A 21,212-nucleotide genomic window follows, 5' to 3' on the forward strand; every position below is an offset into this window, starting at 1 on the left:
GCGGCTTTTGTTATGGAGTGAACATGCCGATGTAAAACGTATATCCTACCCAATATTTGAATCGACTTAATTTATGAACTGGAGGATATGACGATGACGATACAAGAAGAAATGAAAAAGCGCCGGACGTTCGCTATTATTTCCCACCCCGATGCTGGTAAAACAACAATGACAGAAAAGATGCTGCTATTTGGTAACTTGATTCGTTCGGCAGGAACGGTAAAAGGGAAAAAGTCTGGTAAGTTTGCTACTTCAGACTGGATGGAAATTGAAAAACAACGTGGAATTTCCGTAACATCCAGTGTAATGAACTTTCCTTATCAAGGGTACCAAGTGAACATTCTTGATACGCCAGGACACGAGGATTTCAGTGAAGATACTTACCGTACACTGACAGCAGTGGACAGCGTAGTCATGGTCATTGATGGGACGAAAGGCATTGAGGCGCAGACCCTGAAGTTATTTAAGGTTTGTAAAATGCGCGGTATTCCTATTTTTACATTTATAAATAAAATGGACCGCGAAGGACGCGAGCCGCTTGAGCTGATGGAAGAAATCGAATCAACCTTAAATATTGAAACCTATCCGATGACGTGGCCTGTAGGAATGGGAAAACGTTTTATGGGCGTATTCGATCGAGAAAACGATCAATTTGTTCGCTATACAGGGAACGAAGAAGAGACATATATTCCTTTTTCCGAGCTTGATCAACACCCTGATCTAACTGAAGATCCTACGTATCAGGAAGCTGAGGATGAACTAATGCTCGTTGATGAAGCTGGAGACGGCTTTGATCTTGAAAAAGTGATGAAAGGAGAACAAACTCCGGTTTTCTTCGGTAGTGCATTAGCACCGTTTGGAGTAGAGACGTTTTTTAATACGTTTATCCGCTACGCTCCTGAACCGGCCCCGCGTCGTTCAACCGAAGGCGTTGTTTCACCTGAACATGAAGAATTCTCAGGCTTTATTTTTAAGATCCAAGCCAATATGAATCCTCAGCACCGAGATCGAATTGCCTTTGTACGTATTTGTTCCGGGAAGTTTGAACGAGGCATGAATGTTACATTGTCAAGAACTGGTAAAGCGTTCAAGCTTGCTCAGTCCCAGCAATTTGTCGCTTCTTCCCGTGGTACAGTAGAAGAAGGATATGCGGGAGATATCATTGGTATTTATGACCCGAACGTGTACCGAATCGGTGATACCATTGTGACAGGCAAACAGAACTTCGAGTATGATGAACTGCCGCAATTCCCGCCTGAACTTTTCAAAAAAGTAACGGCTAAAAACGTCATGAAGTCGAAACAGTTTAAAAAAGGACTGGAGCAGCTCGTACAAGAAGGTGCGATCCAGCTGTTTAAGCATTATCACTTTGAAGACTATATTATTGGTGCCGTTGGGGAACTTCAATATGAAGTATTCGAATACCGTATGAAAAATGAATATAATGTAGAAATAGAGTTAACATCAATTGGGGAACGTATACCACGCTGGCTTCCCGAAGACCAGGTGGATGAATCGATGTTTGATGACCGAAATATGCTTGTGCTCGACCGCGAACAGAAGCCGTTAGTATTATTTAAAAATGACTTCTCTCTTCGTTGGTTCCAAGATAAGCATGAAGATGTTGAATTAATTGATCTATTTGAAGTGAACAAGTATGATCAATCGTACGAGTAATATGATATCAAGCCTAAGGATCATTCTATCCTTAGGCTTTTTTCTGCGTTAAAAAAGGTTTTATACGTGTTTTTCTACTTCGCTTGTAAAAATTAAAGCTCGGACGTAACTATTTAATTTTTGCGGGAAGCTCTTAAATATCGCTTATAAACCACTCTTTACCGCTTGTAAATCATCATGAAAAACTTTCCAACGCAAATAAACACGAATGTTTGTTCGTTTCATGTTAGAATGATAAAATATTGTGGTAAACTATTGGAGAACTAATGAAGAACGGAGGATTGTGGGATGGACAATCAATTTGAATTAGTTTCTGAATACGAACCCCAAGGCGATCAGCCTAAAGCAATAGAAGAACTCGTAAAAGGGATTGAAAATGGCCAAAAGCACCAAACACTGCTTGGTGCTACAGGTACAGGAAAAACGTTTACGATGTCGAACGTCATTGAGCGCGTCAATAAACCGACGTTGATAATAGCTCATAATAAAACATTAGCAGGACAGTTATATAGTGAATTCAAAGAATTTTTTCCTAACAATGCGGTAGAGTATTTTGTGAGCTTTTATGACTATTATCAGCCTGAAGCTTACGTACCTCAAACCGATACATTTATTGAAAAAGATTCAAATATAAATGACGAGATTGATAAACTCCGTCACTCAGCAACCACCTCTTTATTTGAAAGAAATGATGTCATCATTGTCGCTAGTGTTTCATGTATATATGGTTTAGGTTCACCGGAAGAATATAGCAGCCAAGTCTTATCTCTTCGACCTGGAATGGAAAAGGATCGGGATGAATTGCTGCGCTCCTTAGTTGACATTCAATATGCTCGTAACGACATTGATTTCCAGCGTGGTACGTTTCGCGTGCGCGGGGACTCCGTGGAAATCATTGTTGCTTCAAGAGAAGAACATGCGATTCGTGTAGAGTTTTTTGGAGATGAAATTGATCGGATTCGAGAGATTGATGTGTTAACAGGAGAAATTGTGGGAGAACGTGATCACGTAGCAATTTTCCCAGCTTCTCACTTCGTTACCCGTGAAGCAAAGCTGCAAAAAGCGATTAAAAACATTGAAAAAGAAATGCACGAGCGGGTTAAGGAATTAAAAGATGAGAACAAACTTTTAGAGGCTCAGCGGCTGGAACAGCGTACCAATTATGATTTGGAAATGATGAAGGAGATGGGCTTCTGTTCAGGAATTGAGAACTACTCCCGTCATTTAACATTTAGAGAAAAAGGGGCCACCCCTTATACATTAATGGATTACTTTCCAGATGACTCCTTAATTATGATCGATGAGTCTCACGTAACCTTACCGCAAATCCGCGGGATGTATAACGGAGACCAGGCGAGAAAACAAGTATTGGTGGATCATGGCTTCAGATTACCGTCTGCACTCGATAACCGTCCTTTGCGTTTTGAAGAATTTGAAAAGCATATCGATTTTATCACCTATGTGTCAGCTACCCCTGGTCCTTACGAGCTTGAGCACACTCCGAAAATGACGGAACAAATCATTCGTCCTACTGGTCTGCTTGATCCAGAAATAGAGATTCGCCCCATTCATGGACAAATTGATGACTTAATTGGTGAAATTAACAAACGACAAGAGCGTAATGAACGAGTGCTCGTTACGACATTGACAAAAAAAATGTCAGAAGACCTTACCGATTATTTGAAAGAGATTGGTATTAAAGTAGCGTATCTTCATTCTGAAATTAATACGATGGAACGAATTGAAATCATTCGAGATTTGCGTCTAGGAAAGTATAACGTGCTCATCGGCATTAACTTATTAAGAGAAGGCTTAGATATTCCAGAAGTTTCTCTCGTTACCATTTTAGATGCGGACAAAGAAGGGTTCCTTCGTTCTGACCGCTCCCTTATCCAGACTATAGGGCGAGCTGCTCGTAACGAAAATGGACGAGTCATCATGTATGCTGATAAAACAACAGCCTCTATGCAATATGCCATCGACGAAACGTATCGACGTCGAGAAAAGCAAATTGCGTATAATGAAGAGCATGGAATAACACCAAAAACGATTAAAAAAGAAGTGCGTGATCTTATTCAAGCCACTACCGTGGCAGAAGAAGACGAAGCCTACGGCACTGAGAAAAAGCCTTCAGAAATGACGAAGAAAGAGCGTCTTGAATTAGTCGACAATTTAGAAACGGAAATGAAACAAGCAGCGAAAGACTTAGACTTTGAACGAGCAGCAGAGTTACGTGATGTTATTCTTGAATTAAAAGCGGAAGGATGATGACCTTATGGCCAGTAAGAACATAAGTATTAAAGGCGCAAGGGCGCATAATTTAAAAAATGTCGATATTGATATTCCTAAAAATAAACTAGTCGTGATGACAGGTCTTTCTGGCTCAGGGAAATCTTCTTTAGCCTTTGATACGATTTATGCAGAAGGGCAGCGCCGTTACGTCGAATCACTAAGTGCGTATGCACGTCAATTTCTCGGTCAAATGGACAAGCCCGATGTAGATTCGATTGAAGGGTTGTCGCCAGCGATTTCAATTGATCAGAAGACGACAAGTAAAAACCCGCGCTCGACAGTGGGTACAGTCACAGAGATTTACGACTATTTGCGGCTTCTATACGCACGGGTCGGTCGACCGACTTGTCCAAATCACGGCATCGAAATCAGCTCGCAAACTGTCCAGCAAATGGTGGATCAAATTATAGAATATCCAGAGCGTACGAAAATGCAAATTCTTGCTCCTGTTGTTTCAGGACGTAAAGGGGAGCATGTGAAAGTTTTTGATCAACTTCAAAAAGAAGGATATATCCGTCTCCGAGTAGATGGGGAAATGCGAGAGATTTCCGAGGAAATAAAACTCGAGAAAAATAAGAAGCACTCGATTGAAGTTGTTGTTGACCGTATTGTTGTAAAGGATGGTGTAGAAGGACGTCTTTCTGATTCTTTGGAAACAGCTCTAAACCTGGGTTCAGGTCACGTGCTTGTGGATATTATTGATGGGGAAGAGCTCATGTTTAGTGAGCATCATGCCTGTCCGATTTGTGGTTTTTCCATAGGTGAGCTTGAACCACGTATGTTTTCATTTAACAGTCCTTATGGGGCTTGTAACCGCTGTGATGGCCTTGGTACGCAGCTTGAGGTGGATCTTGACCTTGTCATTCCAGACTGGAACTTATCTTTGAAGGAGCATGCCATTGCCGCATGGGAGCCTACAAGTTCACAGTACTATCCTCAACTTCTTCAAAGCGTAGCTAACCATTACGATATTGATATGAATAAACCGGTAAAAGATCTTCCAAAAGATCAACTGGATCGCGTGTTGTACGGGAGCGGGGACGAGAAGGTTCAATTTCGATATGAAAATGATTTTGGTAAAGTACGCGAAAATGAAATTTTCTTTGAAGGTGTCATTCCTAATATATCAAGACGCTACCGTGAAACAGGCTCTGATTATATTCGTGAACAAATGGAAAAATATATGGCTCAGAAACCTTGTCCGAAATGTAAAGGCAATCGTTTAAATGAAGAAGCATTAGCTGTGTTAGTTGGTGGAAAACATATTGGGGAATCAACGGAAGCTTCTGTAACTGAAGCGAAGGAATTTTTTGAGTCCCTTGAACTGACAGAAAAAGAACAAACGATTGCGAAAATGATTTTAAAAGAGATATGCGAGCGGTTAAGCTTCCTAGCAAACGTAGGACTTGATTATTTAACCTTATCCCGGTCGGCAGGAACGCTGTCTGGCGGGGAAGCGCAGCGAATTCGTCTAGCAACGCAGATTGGTTCAGCTCTAACTGGCGTTCTTTACGTGCTTGATGAGCCCTCGATTGGGCTTCACCAAAGAGATAATGACCGCTTAATTAACACGCTTAAAAGAATGCGTGATTTAGATAACACACTAATTGTCGTGGAACATGACGAAGATACGATGTTAGCGGCGGATTACCTTATTGATATCGGTCCCGGCGCAGGCGCGCATGGAGGAGAAATTGTTACACAAGGTACACCAAAGCAAGTCATGAGAAGCAATAAATCATTAACGGGGCAATATTTATCTGGTAAAAAGTTTATTCCTTTGCCTGCAGAGCGACGCAAAGCTGATGGACGTTATCTCACCATTAAACAAGCGGAAGAAAATAACTTGAAGAAAGTAAATGCTAAGATTCCACTTGGTTTATTTACAGCTGTTACCGGAGTGTCTGGGTCCGGAAAAAGTACGCTCATTAATGATGTTTTGTATAAATCTTTATCTATGAAGCTTCATAATGGGAAACAAAAGCCAGGTAAGCATAAAGAAATCCAAGGCATTCAGCAGTTAGAGAAGGTTATTGATATTGACCAGTCTCCGATTGGACGAACGCCTCGTTCTAATCCAGCTACGTATACAGGCGTTTTTGACGATATTAGAGATGTTTTTGCTCAAACCAATGAAGCGAAGATCCGTGGCTATAAAAAAGGTCGTTTCAGCTTTAACGTAAAAGGCGGACGATGTGAGGCTTGTCGCGGAGACGGCATCATCAAAATTGAAATGCACTTCTTGCCCGATGTTTATGTGCCGTGTGAAGTTTGTGATGGTAAACGTTACAATCGTGAAACGCTGGAAGTAAAGTATAAAGGAAAGAGCATCTCGGACGTTTTAGGCATGACGATTGAGGAAGCACTGGACTTCTTTGCGAACATTCCTAAAATTAAGAGGAAGCTGCAAACAGTAGCTGACGTAGGTCTTGAATATATTAAGCTTGGTCAGCCGGCTACCACCCTCTCTGGTGGTGAAGCGCAGCGTGTGAAGCTGGCGAGTGAGCTGCACCGCCGTTCAAACGGAAAGTCGTTTTACATTTTAGATGAACCAACGACTGGACTCCACGTAGATGATATTTCTCGATTATTAAAGGTGTTGCAGCGGCTTGTAGATAATGGCGATTCCGTTCTCATTATTGAACACAGCCTTGATGTGATTAAAGAGGCAGACCATATCATTGACTTAGGTCCTGAAGGCGGGGAAAAAGGTGGTCAAATTATTGCGACAGGAACACCAGAGGAAGTCGCTGAAGAAAAGAGTTCTTATACAGGGAAGTATTTAAAACCAATCCTTGAGCGTGATCAGAAGCGAATGAATGATAAGGTAAAGTCTAAAGAAAAAGTTTCCAGCAAGTAGATGCTTTGACGCTGTTCAGCGAATTAAGTATCGTTAAACAAGAGACGTTTAACGGGAGGAATTTTTAAGATGAAAGCAATTGAACAATCTGTCGTACAGGAATACATTAATCAGTTCGCGAATAAAGATGTTTATATTCATTTAGAAACGACTAATGGTGCATATGCCAGCCATTTTGATGAGAAAGCTTATAATGTAGGTGCATTTATTCGTAATGCACACGTGAAGTATCAACATGGAAAAATTGTAAGTACAGGTGGATCTTATCGAGTAGGTTTAAAGCTGGACCTCGGCTGGGTTTATGCAGAAGGCGTCAGTGATTTTGAAATCGACGACCTGGGGCGCTTACTCATGGCAGGCCATGACCGAGAAGGCCGTTTGATGGTAGCATTGGAAATTAGCGAGAAACCTTTCACACATGAGGCTGAAGAAGATGAAGACTAAACAAAAACACATCTTAGTCATTTTCCCACATCCTGATGATGAATCGTTCGGTGCTTCAGGGACCATTTCCAAATTTCGCAGTGAAGGAACTCCTGTGACCTATCTCTGTGGAACTCTGGGCGAAATGGGGCGAAACATGGGCAGCCCTGTATTTGCCACTCGTGAGACGCTATACACTTTCCGTCAAAAGGAGCTCCAGGAAGCCGCCAAGCAGCTGGATATCGATGTTGAACTCTTAGGTTATCGCGATAAAACGTTGGAGTTTGAACCAATAAATGAACTGGCCCAACATCTCAAAGACCGTATTGTGGCTCATGGCGCGACGACAATCATAACCCATTACCCAGGTTATGGGGTGCACCCTGATCACGATGCGCTCGGAGCAGCCGTTGTAAAGGCAGTCGAGATGATTGAACCAGGGCACAGGCCGGAAATATGGATGCATGCTATTAGCAATCAGCATGAGGAAGATTTGGGTGAGCCTGATTTCACCTTTGATGTCACCCCTTATTGGGATAAAAAAGAGGCAGCGATTCGTGCTCATTTGTCACAAGCAGATGGGATGATGAAGCTGATCGAGAGTCATGATCAATCATCAGAACAATATCAGCGATTAAAAACGGAACGATTTTACCGCTGGACGTTTCAAACGTAACTTAGGAATGAAGACACCTTGTTGACCAATGCGTATCATCGAGGTGTCTTTTTCTTATAAATCTTTTCAACATATTAGTTTTTATCTGTTTCAGGTAGGGAATAAAATAGGTAAAAGGAGCGATTCGTTTATGAGCGAAGAAAGAATGAAGATACTTAAAATGATTGAGAATGGAACGATATCTGCAGAAGAAGGAGAGAAACTTCTTAAAGCAGTTGAATATTCTAAAGATGAAGAGGGTAAAGCAGCAGGGAAGAAGTATGGGTTTAAAGACTTTGTTGGAGAAGCTTTAGAAAAAATCAAAAATGCTGACTTTGACCTTTCATTTGGGGAAGCCGTTGAATTTCAATATCATCTTGAGACGTCTGGTGAACCCTTTCATGATTTAGACATTTCTATTGCGAACGGTTCCCTGCATTTGGAGCCTTGGTCAGAGAGTTATGCTCAAGCAGAGTGTCACGTGAAAGTGTATCAGGCAGCTGATGAAAAAGAGGCTAAAGAACAATTCTTAGCAGATGGTCAGTTTGATGTCACAAATGGTATTTTACGTTTTGCGAATCCATCAAAGAAAATTAAAACGTTTGTAAAACTGTATCTGCCTCAAAAGCGTTATGAATTTGTCAAAACAAAATTATCCAATGGAACGATTACGTCCCATGACGTTCAATCTGATCACTTTCATTTGAAAACGACAAACGGTTCTTTGCGAGTGAAAAGATCCAACGGGGAATCCTGTAAGCTGGAAACGGGTAATGGCTCCGTAACGATTACAGAAAGCCAGTTCGATTTATGCGAAGCTGATACGATCAACGGATCAGTTAAGCTCGACGGTCAATTTGGCAAAGCCGATGCTTCAGCGGTTACGGGAAGTATTACTGTCAATAATGATGGCGAAGCCGCTCACACCGGTTTCTTTAAAACAACGACGGGTCAAATTAACGTCAGCTTGCCAGAGAATAAGAGTATCGACGGAAAAATCAGTACGTCAATGGGAAGTCTGCATTGTGATATAGAAAACTATAAAATTCTCAGTAATAAAAAAGAAGTGATCAGCAAAGAGCTTGTGTTTGAAGCTCGTGATCATTTTGAACAGGTGTATCATTTTGAAGCAGATACGAAAACGGGATCTGTGACGGTAAAAGATAAGACAATTTGATTTGTTGTAAAAGGAAGGGATTCTGTTGAAAAATTGGTTACTTCATATTTTGGTCAACGCAGTTGCGATTATTTTTGTAAGTTTCGTTTTTGCCTCTGTAGAAATTGATGGATTTGGCGGGGCACTCATTGCTGCCTTAATCTTATCGATTTTAAACGCCATTGTACGACCAATATTAGTGGTTTTAACATTACCGATTACATTGATCACGTTAGGGTTATTTTTACTCGTCGTTAACGCGATTACCTTAGCCATGACGGATGGGTTGTTAGGCTCAATGTTTGAAATTGATGGGTTTGGAATGACCATCTTAGCAGCGTTAGTTATTTCTTTTATTAACCTGCTGTTAAACAAAATGATTAAAGATTAAAGAAATCCTGCAGGTGCTCCATACCCTGCAGGATTTTTTCTATCCAAGATTTTATTAAAACGTGCTACAATAAGGGACAGTGAAGTTACGATTTCGAGGAGGTTTAACCATGAGCAAGGTAAGAACAGAGCATTTATTGGAACGGTTCGAGTTGGAATTAGTAGCAGGTGAAGATGGGGTGCATCGTGAAATACATATGAGCGATATTTCTCGTCCAGGAGTTGAAATGACGGGGTATTTCAAGTTTTATCCTAAAGATCGCTTGCAATTGCTTGGAAAAACAGAACTATCATATTTTAATGAGCTGACTCATGAACAAAGAAAGCATCGAGCAGAACAGTTATGTACGGATATCACACCTGGTATTGTCATTACACGGGGAATGGATATTCCTGAAGAGCTTGCTGTTGCTGCAAAAGAGGCAGCAGTTCCGCTCATGCGCTCTCCTTATAAGACAACACGCGTGATTAGTCGTTTAACAAATTTCTTAGAATCTAAATTTGCTCCTTTCACAGCGATTCATGGAGTGTTAGTAGATATTTATGGTATAGGCGTGCTCATTACTGGGCAAAGCGGCGTGGGTAAAAGTGAAACGGCGTTAGAGCTTGTGAAAAGGGGGCACCGTCTTGTTGCAGATGATAGTGTTGAAATCAGACAAGAAGATTATGATACGTTGATTGGAAATAGTCCTCCACTTATCGAACACTTACTTGAGATCCGGGGACTAGGTATTATCAATGTAATGACCTTGTTTGGCGCAGGAGCGGTGAGAAGTTACAAGCGAATTACTTTAGTGATTAACCTTGAAATATGGGATAAGACGAAACAATACGATCGATTGGGCTTAGAAGAGGAAACGATGAGAATCATGGATGCTGAAATTCCTAAGGCAACAATACCTGTACGTCCAGGGCGTAACTTAGCGGTCATTATAGAAGTAGCAGCAATGAACTTCCGATTGAAACGAATGGGCGTAAATGCTGCTGAAGAGTTTTCAGAACGGTTAACAAAAGTGATCGATGAAGATCAAACAATAGAAGAGTAAGGAGAGAGTTATTTTGGCTTGTACACCTGAATCGCTAGATCGAGTCTTAATACAGCTGGGCCCTCTATCTATCTACTGGTATGGCGTTATTATTGCCACAGGAGCATTTTTAGGCCTGCTGATTGCAACTAGAGAAACAGAGAGACTCGGTCTTAAGAAAGATTACATGGTTGATATCGTCGTGTACGCAATCCCAATCGCTATTTTGTGTGCCAGGCTTTATTATGTCATATTTGAGTGGGATCGTTATGTAGGAGAGCCATGGTGGAAAGCTTTTGCTATATGGGAAGGCGGTATTGCCATTCACGGAGCTTTAATTGGTTCATTTTTAACCGCTTATTTCTATACGAAGCTTAAAGGCCTGTCTTTTTGGATGATTGCTGATATAGCTGCGCCTAGTATTATTCTCGGTCAGGCGATAGGACGATGGGGCAACTTTATGAACCAGGAAGCTCACGGCGGCCCTGTATCTGAATCATTTTACAACAACTATATGCAGTACTTACCCAATTTTATTAACCAGCAAATGTGTATTGACGGTACGGTTTATCACCCGACCTTTTTATATGAATCTTTGTGGAACATTTTAGGGTTTATTTTGTTGCTTGTGCTGCGTCATAAATTCAATCCTCGGCGTGGAGAAGTATTCCTAAGCTATATTATTTGGTATTCGATTGGCCGTTTCTATGTAGAAGGCTTACGAACGGACAGCTTATATTTATTTGGTGAAATACGTACAGCCCAGTTCATTTCCATTTTACTCATCGTATTGGCCGTCGCGGTCATGATTTATCGCAGAAAAGTTGGGTTGGCGAATAAATATTATAACGGCAAAAAAGTTAAGTAAGGAGGGATCAAGTATGCAGTCAGTTTTTATTGAAGGACTGAAAAAGGGGATGCAATTAACTTGGACACTGGGTAAGGTCATCTTCCCAGTTACATTAATTGTAACAATCCTTCAGTTCACTCCCGTATTACCTTGGGTCATGAAACAGCTGGAGCCGGTTATGGGACTGCTTGGTCTTTCCGGTGAGGCAGCTGTTCCTTTAGTACTAGGCAACTTTTTGAACTTGTACGCCGGAATTGCTGCTATTATCTCTTTCGGTTTCACAGTAAAAGAAGTATTTATATTAGCGGTGATGCTTTCGTTTTCTCACAACCTCATTATTGAATCCACAGTTGCTAAAAAAGTTGGAGTAAGCTGGTGGCTTGTCATAGGCGTTCGCCTCGGTTTAGCCTTCATTTCCGCGGTTCTCATTAACTTAGCGTGGAGTGGTGGTCAGGAGCAGGCAAAATATGGGCTTGCTCCGGAACGACAAACCGCACCAGAAGGTTGGGCGGAAATTATATGGCAAGGCTTGCAAACCGCTGCAATGGGAATCGTCCAGCTCGCTTTAATCGTAATTCCGTTGATGGTGGCCATGCAATACCTAAGAGAAAAAGGCTGGCTTGACCGCTTCTCAGAGTGGCTGGCCCCAGCGACGCGTTTTCTCGGGATGGAGCGCAACACTTCCATGACGTTAGCTGCCGGCCTGACCATTGGCCTGGCTTATGGAGCAGGCTTAATGATTCAAGCGGTGGAAGAGGATGGAGTTTCGAAAAAGGATATGTTCCTTGCCATGATCTTCTTAGTTTCTTGTCATGCCGTGGTTGAAGATACATTAATCTTTATTCCATTAGGTATTCCGATTTGGCCATTACTTGCTATTCGGTTACTTACTGCTATTTTACTAACAGCTGCTGTCGGATTCGTTTGGAATAGAGCGCAGCGAGAGAAGAGGAGAAGTTTGAGTCATGAGTATTAAAACAATTTTATTTGACCTGGACGGCACGTTAATTGACACGAATGAACTTATTATTGCTTCCTTCACTCACACAGTGAAGCAATATGCCGACCGTCCATATTCCAGAGAAGAGATTTTAAATTTTATAGGTCCGCCTTTACGTGATAGTTTAGCAAAAGTTAATGCGGGTCAAGTGGAGGCAATGGTAACTACTTACCGGGAGCATAACGTGGCCAACCACGACCGATTTGTCACTGCCTATGATGGAGTAGTGGATACAATTAAAGAACTAAAGTCGAAAGGATACCGATTAGGTATTGTAACGACGAAAATGCGCCATACTGTACAGATGGGCCTGGAGTTAACAGGTCTTGATGGCCTATTTGAGGTGGTCGTCACTCTTGATGATGTTAAGCATGCCAAGCCTAATCCTGAGCCAGTCTTAAAGGCTATGAATCAATTAGATGGACGTCCTGAACAAACACTCATGGTTGGCGATAACACGCACGATATTGAAGGTGGTAAAAATGCAGGCACGCTGACCGCCGGAGTAGCTTGGACGATTAAAGGACGAGAAGTATTAGAAGAACTGGAGCCGGATTTTATGCTGGCTCAAATGAACGACCTGCTTGATATTGTAGGAGGGTAACTAGATGCGGCGTACAAAGCGATACCACGTTCACGGTGCAAATTCTCTCTGGCATATTTATAAAACGGTACCTTTTTTAAAAGTGGTCAAAAATTTCATCGTCATTCAATTGGCGAGGTACACTCCATTTTTACAAGTAAAAAATGAAATGTACCGTCGTTTTTTAGGTATGAGGGTGGGAGATCAAACGGCTTTTGCCCTAATGGTGATGGTGGATATTATGTTCCCTGAAAAAATTTCAGTAGGACGTAATTCTGTGATTGGCTACAACACGACCATTCTTGCTCACGAATATTTAATTCAAGAATACCGTCTAGGTAAAGTAGAGATTGGGGACGAGGTATTAATTGGTGCGAATTCTACTATTTTACCTGGAGTAAAAATAGGGGATGGCGCTGTTGTTTCTGCAGGTACGCTCGTACATAAAGATGTACCAGCCGGTTCCTTCGTTGGAGGAAACCCAATGAATTTAATTTACACAAAAGAAGAAATGGAGCAACGAATGAAGAAGGAGGGGGAAGGTAGTGAGTCTTGATCAAACGGTTCTGCCTGCCGTCAAAAATATGAAAGATTTCGAAAAGCTGCTTCAAACCTCCACAGATTATATTATTATCTTAGAAAGTCGATTAGGTCTGCTTCATAAAGTCGTACGAGCAGGACAAAAGGCTGGAAAAAAAGTATGGGTGCACGTGGATTTAATTCAAGGTTTAAAGGCGGATGACTATGGTATGGAGTTTCTTGGAAGAGTTGTAAAGCCAGATGGAGTCATATCGACGCGTTCCCATGTCATCCAGCAAGCCAAGAAGTATAAGCTTACTACAGTGCAGCGGTTGTTTTTAATAGACAGTCAAGCAGTGGAACATAACGTCGCGATTATAAAAAAAGTAATGCCTGATTACGTTGAAGTTTTGCCTGGAATTGTTCCGGGAATGATAAAAGAGATTAAGGATCAAATCGGAGTTCCAGTTATTGCAGGCGGTTTAATACGAACAGAAAAAGAAGCGAATGCTGCCATACAATCAGGAGCTTCTGCAGTCTCTACATCACGATCAGAGCTTTGGAATTTTTAAAAGTGGCAGAAAGCTAATACGAATCGTTCGTGAGAAGTGCGAAGATCCACACAAATAAAGGTAGCGTTGTGCTATTTTAACTTGTGTGTTTTTTATTGTGCAGGCTAGAAAGGGGATATTTAGACATGACAGAGTTCATGGGTGAGCTAATTGGGACAATGATTCTCATTATCCTCGGCGGCGGTGTTATTGCTGGTGCTAATTTAAAGCACACGAAAGCTGAAGGGAACTGGGTATTAATCACGATCGCCTGGGGACTGGCTGTGGCCATGGGCGTCTATGCTGTAGGAGATGTAACAGGAGCACACATTAATCCAGCTGTTACCCTTGGATTAGCAACAGTTGGAGATTTCGAATGGGCAAAGGTACCTATGTACATTGCCGCACAAATGATTGGAGCGTTCGTGGGCGCGGTAATTGTCTTTTTTCATTACCTTCCCCATTGGGCTGATACGGAGGATCCGATGGCAAAATTGTCTATTTTCTCCACTGACCCGGCCATTGATAGTCCCGTTTCAAATTTAGTAAGTGAAATCGTAGGTACCTTTGTTCTTGTCATGGGCATTTTATTTATTGGTGCTAACGAATTCACAGATGGTCTTAATCCTTTAATTGTTGGGCTGCTCATTGTTGCCATCGGTATGTCCCTTGGTTCAACTACGGGGTATGCGATAAATCCTGCCCGGGATCTGGGGCCTCGAATAGCTCATGCTATTTTACCTATTCCTGGAAAAGGGGATTCCAACTGGGGCTATTCATGGATTCCTGTGTTAGGGCCCGTGGTTGGCGGAGTGTATGGTGGATTATTTTACCAAGCTATTTTCGAAGCAGCTCCAAATCTTCCATTTTGGATCATGACGGTTATTGTCGTCGCTATTTTACTTACTTCACTGAAGGTTGAATTAAATAAAGTACAAAGTGCGTAATAAATGTAGTTGAGGAGGACTTTATTATGGAAAAATACATCTTATCGATTGATCAAGGAACAACGAGCTCTCGAGCAATTCTATTTGATCACGAAGGAGCTATTGTAGAGACAGCTCAGAAAGAATTTGAACAATACTTCCCTAAACCAGGCTGGGTAGAACATGATGCCAATGAGATTTGGACTTCAGTGTTAGGTTGTATCGCCGATGTACTTATGCGTGCTGACGTAGAAGCAGACCAAATCGAAGGAATTGGAATAACGAATCAAAGAGAAACGACCGTCGTTTGGGATCGCCACAGTGGTAAACCTATTTATAAAGCGATCGTTTGGCAATCACGCCAGACTCAATCCATTTGTAATGAGCTTCGCGAACAGGGCTATAACGATACGTTCCGAGATAAAACGGGTCTGTTACTTGATCCTTACTTTGCAGGGACTAAAGTAAAATGGATTCTTGACAATGTAGATGGGGCAAAAGAGAAAGCGGATAAAGGCGATCTCATGTTTGGAACGATCGATACATGGCTTGTTTATAAGTTAACAGGCAAAAAGGAGCATGTCACGGATTATTCTAACGCCTCCCGTACATTAATGTATAACATTTATGATTTAAAATGGGACAAGGAACTGCTTGACATTTTAGGGGTCCCTGAAAGTATGCTGCCAGAAGTGAAGCCCTCTTCTGAAGTTTATGGTCATACCGTTGATTATCATTTCTTCGGAAATCAAATTCCGATTGCAGGGATCGCAGGGGATCAGCAGGCTGCATTGTTCGGGCAGGCTTGTTTTGAAAAAGGAATGGCAAAGAACACTTATGGCACCGGAGGATTTATGCTCATGAATACCGGTGAAGAAGCGGTACGCTCTGATAACGGATTATTGACTACTCTTGCATGGGGAGTTGACGGTAAAGTTGAGTATGCGCTTGAAGGGAGTATCTTTGTGTCTGGTTCAGCGATTCAATGGCTTCGTGATGGATTGAAGATGATTGAGTCTTCCGCTGAAAGTGAAGAAATTGCTAGTCAAGTAGATACAACGGATGGCGTATATGTCGTACCCGCCTTTGTAGGATTAGGCACCCCACATTGGGACAGTGAAGCCCGAGGTGCTGTCTTCGGACTAACAAGAGGGACGAAAAAAGCTCACTTTATTCGAGCGACACTAGAATCTCTCGCTTATCAAGCAAAGGATGTTGTCGATGCTATGGTTGATGATTCAGGTTTAGAATTAAAGAAACTGCGTGTTGATGGCGGCGCGGTTAAGAACAATTTGCTTATGCAGTTCCAAAGTGATTTATTAAATACTTCAGTAGAACGTCCGAAAGTCAATGAAACGACTGCTTTAGGAGCAGCTTACCTCGCAGGCTTAGCCGTTGGTTTTTGGAAAGACCGAGAAGAGATTGCGAAACAGTGGAAATTGGGCAAAGAATTTGATCCTGATATGAAAGAAGAAGAAAGCGACAAGCTTTACAAAGGGTGGCAAAAAGCAGTAGAAGCCACAAAAGTATTCAAAAACGATTCTTAACTATAGATTTTGAAATTATGATTTGATATACTAAAGATAAGTTAATAGATTTAGGTCGGAGATGAGGAGAGACCACGATGCTTTGTAATTTACGTTGCAAAGGTGTTCGTGGTCTCTTTTTTGCGTTTAATGCTCATTCTTACACATAAACAATGATGGAATAGGGAATAAAGGTATCAGACGCCCTAAATTAAACCGATTGAACAAAAGGAGAGGTAACATGAAGACATTTTCTAACTACAACCGGAAAGACCAATTCAATAAGCTCGCCCAAGAAGACTGGGATGTGCTTGTGATCGGTGGCGGAATAACGGGCTCAGGCATTGCTCTTGATGCTGCAAGCCGTGGAATGAAAACAGCTGTCGTTGAAATGCAGGATTATGCGTCAGGTACTTCCAGTCGATCGACGAAGCTGGTCCATGGCGGATTACGATATTTAAAACAATTTGAAGTTAAAATGGTAGCTGAAGTAGGAAAAGAACGTGAAATTGTTTACGAGAATGGACCACACGTTACGACCCCTGAGTATATGATGCTGCCTTTTCACGAAGGAGGTAACTTCGGTCCATTTAGCACGAGTCTTGGACTTAGAGTCTATGATTATTTGGCAGGAGTGAAAAAGAAAGAAAGACGATCGATGCTGAGTGCAAAAGAAACGATCGATCGCGAGCCATTAGTGAAAAAAGAAGGACTGAAAGGCTCAGGAATTTACGTTGAATATAAAACAGACGACGCTCGGTTAACTTTAGAAGTAATGAAAAAAGCCGTAGAACACGGAGCAGCTTCTCTTAATTATGCGAAAGTAAAAGACTTTATTTATAATGATCTAGGAAAAGTTGAAGGAGCCATTGTAGAAGATACAGTCAGTGGTGAAACATATAAAGTTAATGCTAAGCGTGTCGTGAACGCAGGTGGTCCGTGGGTGGATGAACTTCGTGAAATCGACGGATCTAAAAAAGGTAAAACCCTGCAATTAACCAAAGGGGTTCACCTTGTTTTTGACCAGTCCGTATTTCCATTACAACAGGCGGTTTATTTTGATACTCCAGATGGACGAATGATTTTCGCGATTCCTCGTGATGGAAAAACTTACGTGGGAACTACAGATACTCCTTACGAGGAAGAAATTGCTCATCCTACAATGACTACAGCTGATCGTGATTATATTTTAGATGCGATTCACATGATGTTCCCATCTGTAGATGTGACAGCTGAAGATGTTGAATCCAGCTGGGCAGGTGTTCGTCCGCTCATCCATGAAGATGGAAAAGATCCGTCAGAGATTTCTCGTAAAGATGAAATATTCGTATCTGATTCCGGGCTCATTTCCATGGCAGGTGGTAAGCTGACCGGCTATCGTAAAATGTCCCAGACAGCTGTGGATATTGTTCGTGATCAATTGGCTGAAGAGTATGGAATTCGTTATTCAGATTCGGAAACGAAGCACATGCCAATTTCCGGTGGAGAAGTAAATGGTTCTGAAGGCTTCAAAACCTTTAAGGAAGAACGAGTGAAAATTGGAGAATCCTTAGGTTTAACGAATAAAAAAGCGACAGAGCTGGTCGATCTTTATGGGAAGAACGTCGATACTTTTTATCAATTATTTAAAGATCACAAGACGGAAGCTGCAGCATCACTTATTGATCGTGTCGTGTTTGCTCAGCTTAAAATGGGATTAGAATATGAAAATGTGTATAAGCCTGTAGACTTCTTTGTTCGTCGTACAGCCGCTCTTTTCTTCAATATTTCTTACGTGCATGAACACAAACAACCAGTCATTGACTATATGGCTAAAGAATTAAATTGGACAGACTCACAAAAATCAGCGTACACCGAGGAATTGGATGAACTATTGAATGAAGCTGTGGAACCAGTAAAAGTTTAAATAATATGATCTTAAGCGAACTCCTTATTGAGGGGTTCGCTTTTTTACGATACACTAAAAATATCCATAATTTGTTAAGGTGGTTTGAAGATGGTTAGTGTACAGGAACTAATTAGAAGAGATGGTGTGAGACAGGTGATCACAGGAAGCATATTAATATCTGTGATGCTGTTCTTTGTCGGCTCCTTATTCTATATTGGATTTGAAGGTCTTCTATTTAATTCGATTTATAGTATTGCTTTTGGATTAGCAGGTATTGCCGTTTTTAGGAGTGGATGGGAAGATTTAATCCTGGCAAATCGTTCACTTGGCTTTATAAGAGATGAGAATGAAGCTGCTTTTGAAATCTTTCCCGAGCGTATGTATATTGGTCACAAAGCTGCCTCTATATTCCATGCGTGTTTATACGATATGGATGGAGAAGTATATACACAAATTAAACAACACCGCCACTTTGACATGAAAATGTGCCGACCGTTTATTTCTTTTTTTTCTGGTGGTTCACTATTCCCTGCTTCCTATATTCTGAAAGGTGAAGACGGAATGGCCGCCTATAAAATTGTTAAAAAAGGAGGTTTTACGTGGAGAGGCTATGTTCAGCGTCCGGACGGTCCTTACTTAGCGTATACAACCCATGATAAACCTAAAGGTACCGGACGCAGCGTCTTTCAATACATCGAGGGTAATAAAAAACGTTGGAAAGCAGAAGGAGACGCATTTATCGGTCATTTTGAAATTAAAGATGATCACGATCACTTGTGGGCAATTATTAAGCGCGATGCGATTCCAACGGAAGCAGCTGAGCGTTTTGATCACATGCCAGGCTATCTCGTAGATTGGAAAAAGCGTAAAGATGTACCTCACTCATTAATAGCTTTTCTCTTTTTACTGCAAACCAATACTAGTGTTTAGCGACTATGGCTCTTTGGCCATAGTTTTTTTGTGAAAATTGACTTGACCATTACGTTAACGTTAATGGTACGATTTAATTGTTAGAAAATTGAAATAAAAAGGGCGCTCGAAATGGAGAATGATTCAATTTTGCAGCAGGCGTAGGAGGGATTAGATGAACTTTTACAAACAAGACGAAGATTTACAAGCTATTTTACGTGAGCAGTTAGACAGCCCGATGTTTACGTGGGCAGATAAACAGCTTCAAGAATTTGGCAGGATGTGTGGGGAAGAAATTGATCAGCGCGCTGTTCATACGGATCGCGAGGGGCAGCCAAGGCTCATTAAATACAATAAAATGGGAGAAGATATTTCAGAAGTTTGGGTGAATGAAGGCTATCGAAAAACGGTAGAAGAAACGTATCGAGAAGGAATAGTGGGTTATGTGCATAAGACGATTCCCGAATTAAATAGAAAAGGGAATTACCTTTACTCATTTGCTCAAGGTTATCTGCTTTCTCAAGTTGAACCTGGTTTTTACTGTCCAGTTACTTTAACAATGGCTACGGCTTATTTAATTGATCATTACGCAAACGAAGAAATTAAAGAGTCATATCTTCCTCACGTCACAGCTACTGGTGATGTAGAGCTTCATGAGGGCGCCACTTTTTTAACGGAACGGCAGGGGGGATCAGATGTAGGAGCGAACGAAGTAAAGGCTATAGAAGAAAATGGTGCCTATCGTATCTACGGAGAAAAATATTTTGCGAGTAACGCAGGCATGTGCGGCGTGGCAATGGTTCTAGCTCGAATAGAAGGCGCACAGCCAGGTACAAAAGGATTGAGTTTATTTTTAGTGCCTTGGCGTACGGAAGATGGCGAATTAAACAGGGTATCTATTAGAAGATTAAAAGATAAGTTAGGTGTAAGAGCTGTGCCGTCAGCAGAAGTTGAGTTTGAAGGAGCAATGGCTTTTTTAATTGGAGAAGCTGAACGAGGTTTTTATTATATGATGGAAGCCTTGAATCTCTCCAGGGTTTGTAATGCAGTGGCTTCTATCGGAATTATGCGTCGAGCTTATACGGAAACAAAGTCTTATGCACTTGAGCGTGAGGCCTTTGGTCATTCTCTTATTCATTATCCTATGGTTCAAGATACATTAGTTCGCATGCGAGTCAAACAGGAAGTAGAGACGAGTGCCGTATTTAAAATGATCGAAACCTTTGATCGAGTGGCGCGTACGCCTGTAGAAGTAAGTAAGAAAGACCAAGTGTTATCTCGCCTTCTCATTGCAATTTTAAAGAAAGAAACAGCTGATCAATCGATTCATTTTGCCCATGAATCGATTGAAATGCATGGCGGCAATGGGTTTATAGAAGACTTTGTGACCCCAAGGCTATTACGCGACGCTCAAGTGTTAACCGTTTGGGAAGGTACCTCCAACATTTTAGGACTTGAAGTCATTCGTCTGCTTACAAAATATAATGGCCATACGCTGTTCTGGGAGCAGCTCGAAAGTGACCTAGAAAAAATAAATATTTTACCTGAAGAGAAGCAGATCGTGCAAAAATCATTAGATGACACGAAAGCATTTATAGACAAAGTGCTTACTCTTTCACATGAGAAGCAAACTTACTACAGTAAAACAATAGCTAAAAAGCTTGCTGATCTTTATGAAGGGGTGCATGCCTTAGCTAGAGCTTCTGAAAACGAACGAAAAAGAAAAGTAGCGGAAGTTTTTGTTGCCATTACGTTTTCTAATGAAACGAGAATAGATGACCCTGCCACATTAAAATATGTAGAAGATGTGTTAGGTATTTCACTGCCTGAATCTGCAAAAAGCTGATGTGAGTTTTCACATCAGCTTTTCTTATGAAAAAGGATCCGAGAGTTTTTGTTATTATAAATAGGGAAGAATAGTTTTATAACGTTTGACGGTGTAACTTCAACATGTTAGCATATTAGCAGACTAAAGGATTTCG

General features: G+C 41.4%; 18 protein-coding genes. All 18 read left to right on the forward strand.

Annotated features, from left to right (window positions below; genetic code table 11):
• Positions 1-93: 93 nt before the first annotated feature.
• The 18 genes from IEV27_RS16720 (at position 94) to IEV27_RS16805 (ending at position 21,076) form a co-directional block, all read left to right on the forward strand.
• On the forward strand, positions 94-1,677 hold the full coding sequence (locus IEV27_RS16720; protein WP_188378640.1) for a peptide chain release factor 3: 1,584 nt from the start codon (positions 94-96) through the stop codon (positions 1,675-1,677).
• 288 nt (positions 1,678-1,965) lie between these two features.
• Positions 1,966-3,945 carry an excinuclease ABC subunit UvrB gene (uvrB, locus tag IEV27_RS16725; RefSeq protein ID WP_188378641.1) on the forward strand — a complete coding sequence of 660 codons (1,980 nt, stop codon included), beginning with the start codon at positions 1,966-1,968 and terminating at the stop codon, positions 3,943-3,945.
• A 7-nt stretch (positions 3,946-3,952) separates the two neighbouring features.
• Positions 3,953-6,829: an excinuclease ABC subunit UvrA gene (gene uvrA, locus IEV27_RS16730; RefSeq protein ID WP_188378642.1), complete on the forward strand. Its 2,877-nt coding sequence runs from the start codon at positions 3,953-3,955 to the stop codon at positions 6,827-6,829.
• Between the two features lie 69 nt (positions 6,830-6,898).
• Positions 6,899-7,273, forward strand: coding sequence for a YojF family protein (locus IEV27_RS16735; protein ID WP_188378643.1), 375 nt, complete (start codon positions 6,899-6,901; stop codon positions 7,271-7,273).
• Positions 7,263-7,928, forward strand: coding sequence for a bacillithiol biosynthesis deacetylase BshB2 (gene bshB2 / locus IEV27_RS16740; protein WP_188378644.1), 666 nt, complete (start codon positions 7,263-7,265; stop codon positions 7,926-7,928). Before IEV27_RS16735 ends, bshB2 begins: the two co-directional genes overlap by 11 nt.
• Positions 7,929-8,058: 130 nt before the next feature.
• The gene (locus IEV27_RS16745) at positions 8,059-9,084 is read left to right on the forward strand and encodes a DUF4097 family beta strand repeat-containing protein (protein ID WP_188378645.1); all 1,026 of its coding nucleotides are present in this window, start codon (positions 8,059-8,061) and stop codon (positions 9,082-9,084) included.
• A gap of 25 nt (positions 9,085-9,109) precedes the next feature.
• Positions 9,110-9,454, forward strand: coding sequence for a phage holin family protein (locus IEV27_RS16750; protein ID WP_188378646.1), 345 nt, complete (start codon positions 9,110-9,112; stop codon positions 9,452-9,454).
• A 109-nt stretch (positions 9,455-9,563) separates the two neighbouring features.
• Positions 9,564-10,499: an HPr(Ser) kinase/phosphatase gene (gene hprK, locus IEV27_RS16755; RefSeq protein ID WP_188378647.1), complete on the forward strand. Its 936-nt coding sequence runs from the start codon at positions 9,564-9,566 to the stop codon at positions 10,497-10,499.
• A gap of 13 nt (positions 10,500-10,512) precedes the next feature.
• Positions 10,513-11,346 carry a prolipoprotein diacylglyceryl transferase gene (lgt, locus tag IEV27_RS16760; RefSeq protein ID WP_188378648.1) on the forward strand — a complete coding sequence of 278 codons (834 nt, stop codon included), beginning with the start codon at positions 10,513-10,515 and terminating at the stop codon, positions 11,344-11,346.
• 13 nt (positions 11,347-11,359) lie between these two features.
• Positions 11,360-12,304: a nucleoside recognition domain-containing protein gene (locus IEV27_RS16765; protein WP_188378649.1), complete on the forward strand. Its 945-nt coding sequence runs from the start codon at positions 11,360-11,362 to the stop codon at positions 12,302-12,304.
• Positions 12,294-12,932, forward strand: coding sequence for a pyrophosphatase PpaX (ppaX, locus tag IEV27_RS16770; RefSeq protein ID WP_188378650.1), 639 nt, complete (start codon positions 12,294-12,296; stop codon positions 12,930-12,932). The genes IEV27_RS16765 and ppaX overlap by 11 nt, the downstream gene beginning before the upstream one ends.
• A 4-nt stretch (positions 12,933-12,936) precedes the next feature.
• Positions 12,937-13,467, forward strand: a complete 531-nt coding sequence (locus tag IEV27_RS16775) for an acyltransferase (RefSeq protein WP_188378651.1) — start codon at positions 12,937-12,939, stop codon at positions 13,465-13,467.
• Positions 13,457-14,002 (forward strand): glycerol-3-phosphate responsive antiterminator, encoded by a 546-nt coding sequence (locus IEV27_RS16780; protein WP_188378652.1) that lies wholly within the window; start codon positions 13,457-13,459, stop codon positions 14,000-14,002. The genes IEV27_RS16775 and IEV27_RS16780 overlap by 11 nt, the downstream gene beginning before the upstream one ends.
• Before the next feature lie 125 nt (positions 14,003-14,127).
• Entirely contained in the window at positions 14,128-14,928 is an 801-nt protein-coding gene (locus tag IEV27_RS16785) for an MIP/aquaporin family protein (RefSeq protein ID WP_188378653.1), read from the forward strand.
• Between the two features lie 26 nt (positions 14,929-14,954).
• Positions 14,955-16,454, forward strand: coding sequence for a glycerol kinase GlpK (gene glpK, locus IEV27_RS16790; RefSeq protein WP_188378654.1), 1,500 nt, complete (start codon positions 14,955-14,957; stop codon positions 16,452-16,454).
• Positions 16,455-16,674: 220 nt separating this feature from the next.
• Complete coding sequence (locus IEV27_RS16795; RefSeq protein WP_188378655.1) at positions 16,675-18,339, forward strand: glycerol-3-phosphate dehydrogenase/oxidase; 1,665 nt, start codon at positions 16,675-16,677, stop codon at positions 18,337-18,339.
• 90 nt (positions 18,340-18,429) lie between these two features.
• Complete coding sequence (locus IEV27_RS16800; RefSeq protein ID WP_188378656.1) at positions 18,430-19,251, forward strand: hypothetical protein; 822 nt, start codon at positions 18,430-18,432, stop codon at positions 19,249-19,251.
• Between the two features lie 154 nt (positions 19,252-19,405).
• Positions 19,406-21,076, forward strand: coding sequence for an acyl-CoA dehydrogenase family protein (locus tag IEV27_RS16805; protein WP_188378657.1), 1,671 nt, complete (start codon positions 19,406-19,408; stop codon positions 21,074-21,076).
• The last annotated feature ends 136 nt before the right edge of the window (positions 21,077-21,212 follow it).

The sequence above is a fragment of the Halobacillus andaensis genome (genome assembly GCF_014636475.1).
Taxonomy (GTDB): domain Bacteria; phylum Bacillota; class Bacilli; order Bacillales; family Halobacillaceae; genus Halobacillus_A; species Halobacillus_A andaensis.

Coding starts and splice junctions, on each gene's coding strand:
- bshB2 (WP_188378644.1), top strand. CDS start 7,263: ATGAAGACTAAACAAAAACACATCTTAGTCATTTTCCCACATCCTGAT.
- uvrA (WP_188378642.1), top strand. CDS start 3,953: ATGGCCAGTAAGAACATAAGTATTAAAGGCGCAAGGGCGCATAATTTA.
- ppaX (WP_188378650.1), top strand. CDS start 12,294: ATGAGTATTAAAACAATTTTATTTGACCTGGACGGCACGTTAATTGAC.
- IEV27_RS16765 (WP_188378649.1), top strand. CDS start 11,360: ATGCAGTCAGTTTTTATTGAAGGACTGAAAAAGGGGATGCAATTAACT.
- IEV27_RS16720 (WP_188378640.1), top strand. CDS start 94: ATGACGATACAAGAAGAAATGAAAAAGCGCCGGACGTTCGCTATTATT.
- IEV27_RS16805 (WP_188378657.1), top strand. CDS start 19,406: ATGAACTTTTACAAACAAGACGAAGATTTACAAGCTATTTTACGTGAG.
- IEV27_RS16745 (WP_188378645.1), top strand. CDS start 8,059: ATGAGCGAAGAAAGAATGAAGATACTTAAAATGATTGAGAATGGAACG.
- IEV27_RS16735 (WP_188378643.1), top strand. CDS start 6,899: ATGAAAGCAATTGAACAATCTGTCGTACAGGAATACATTAATCAGTTC.
- IEV27_RS16795 (WP_188378655.1), top strand. CDS start 16,675: ATGAAGACATTTTCTAACTACAACCGGAAAGACCAATTCAATAAGCTC.
- IEV27_RS16785 (WP_188378653.1), top strand. CDS start 14,128: ATGACAGAGTTCATGGGTGAGCTAATTGGGACAATGATTCTCATTATC.
- IEV27_RS16800 (WP_188378656.1), top strand. CDS start 18,430: ATGGTTAGTGTACAGGAACTAATTAGAAGAGATGGTGTGAGACAGGTG.
- IEV27_RS16775 (WP_188378651.1), top strand. CDS start 12,937: ATGCGGCGTACAAAGCGATACCACGTTCACGGTGCAAATTCTCTCTGG.
- glpK (WP_188378654.1), top strand. CDS start 14,955: ATGGAAAAATACATCTTATCGATTGATCAAGGAACAACGAGCTCTCGA.
- hprK (WP_188378647.1), top strand. CDS start 9,564: ATGAGCAAGGTAAGAACAGAGCATTTATTGGAACGGTTCGAGTTGGAA.
- uvrB (WP_188378641.1), top strand. CDS start 1,966: ATGGACAATCAATTTGAATTAGTTTCTGAATACGAACCCCAAGGCGAT.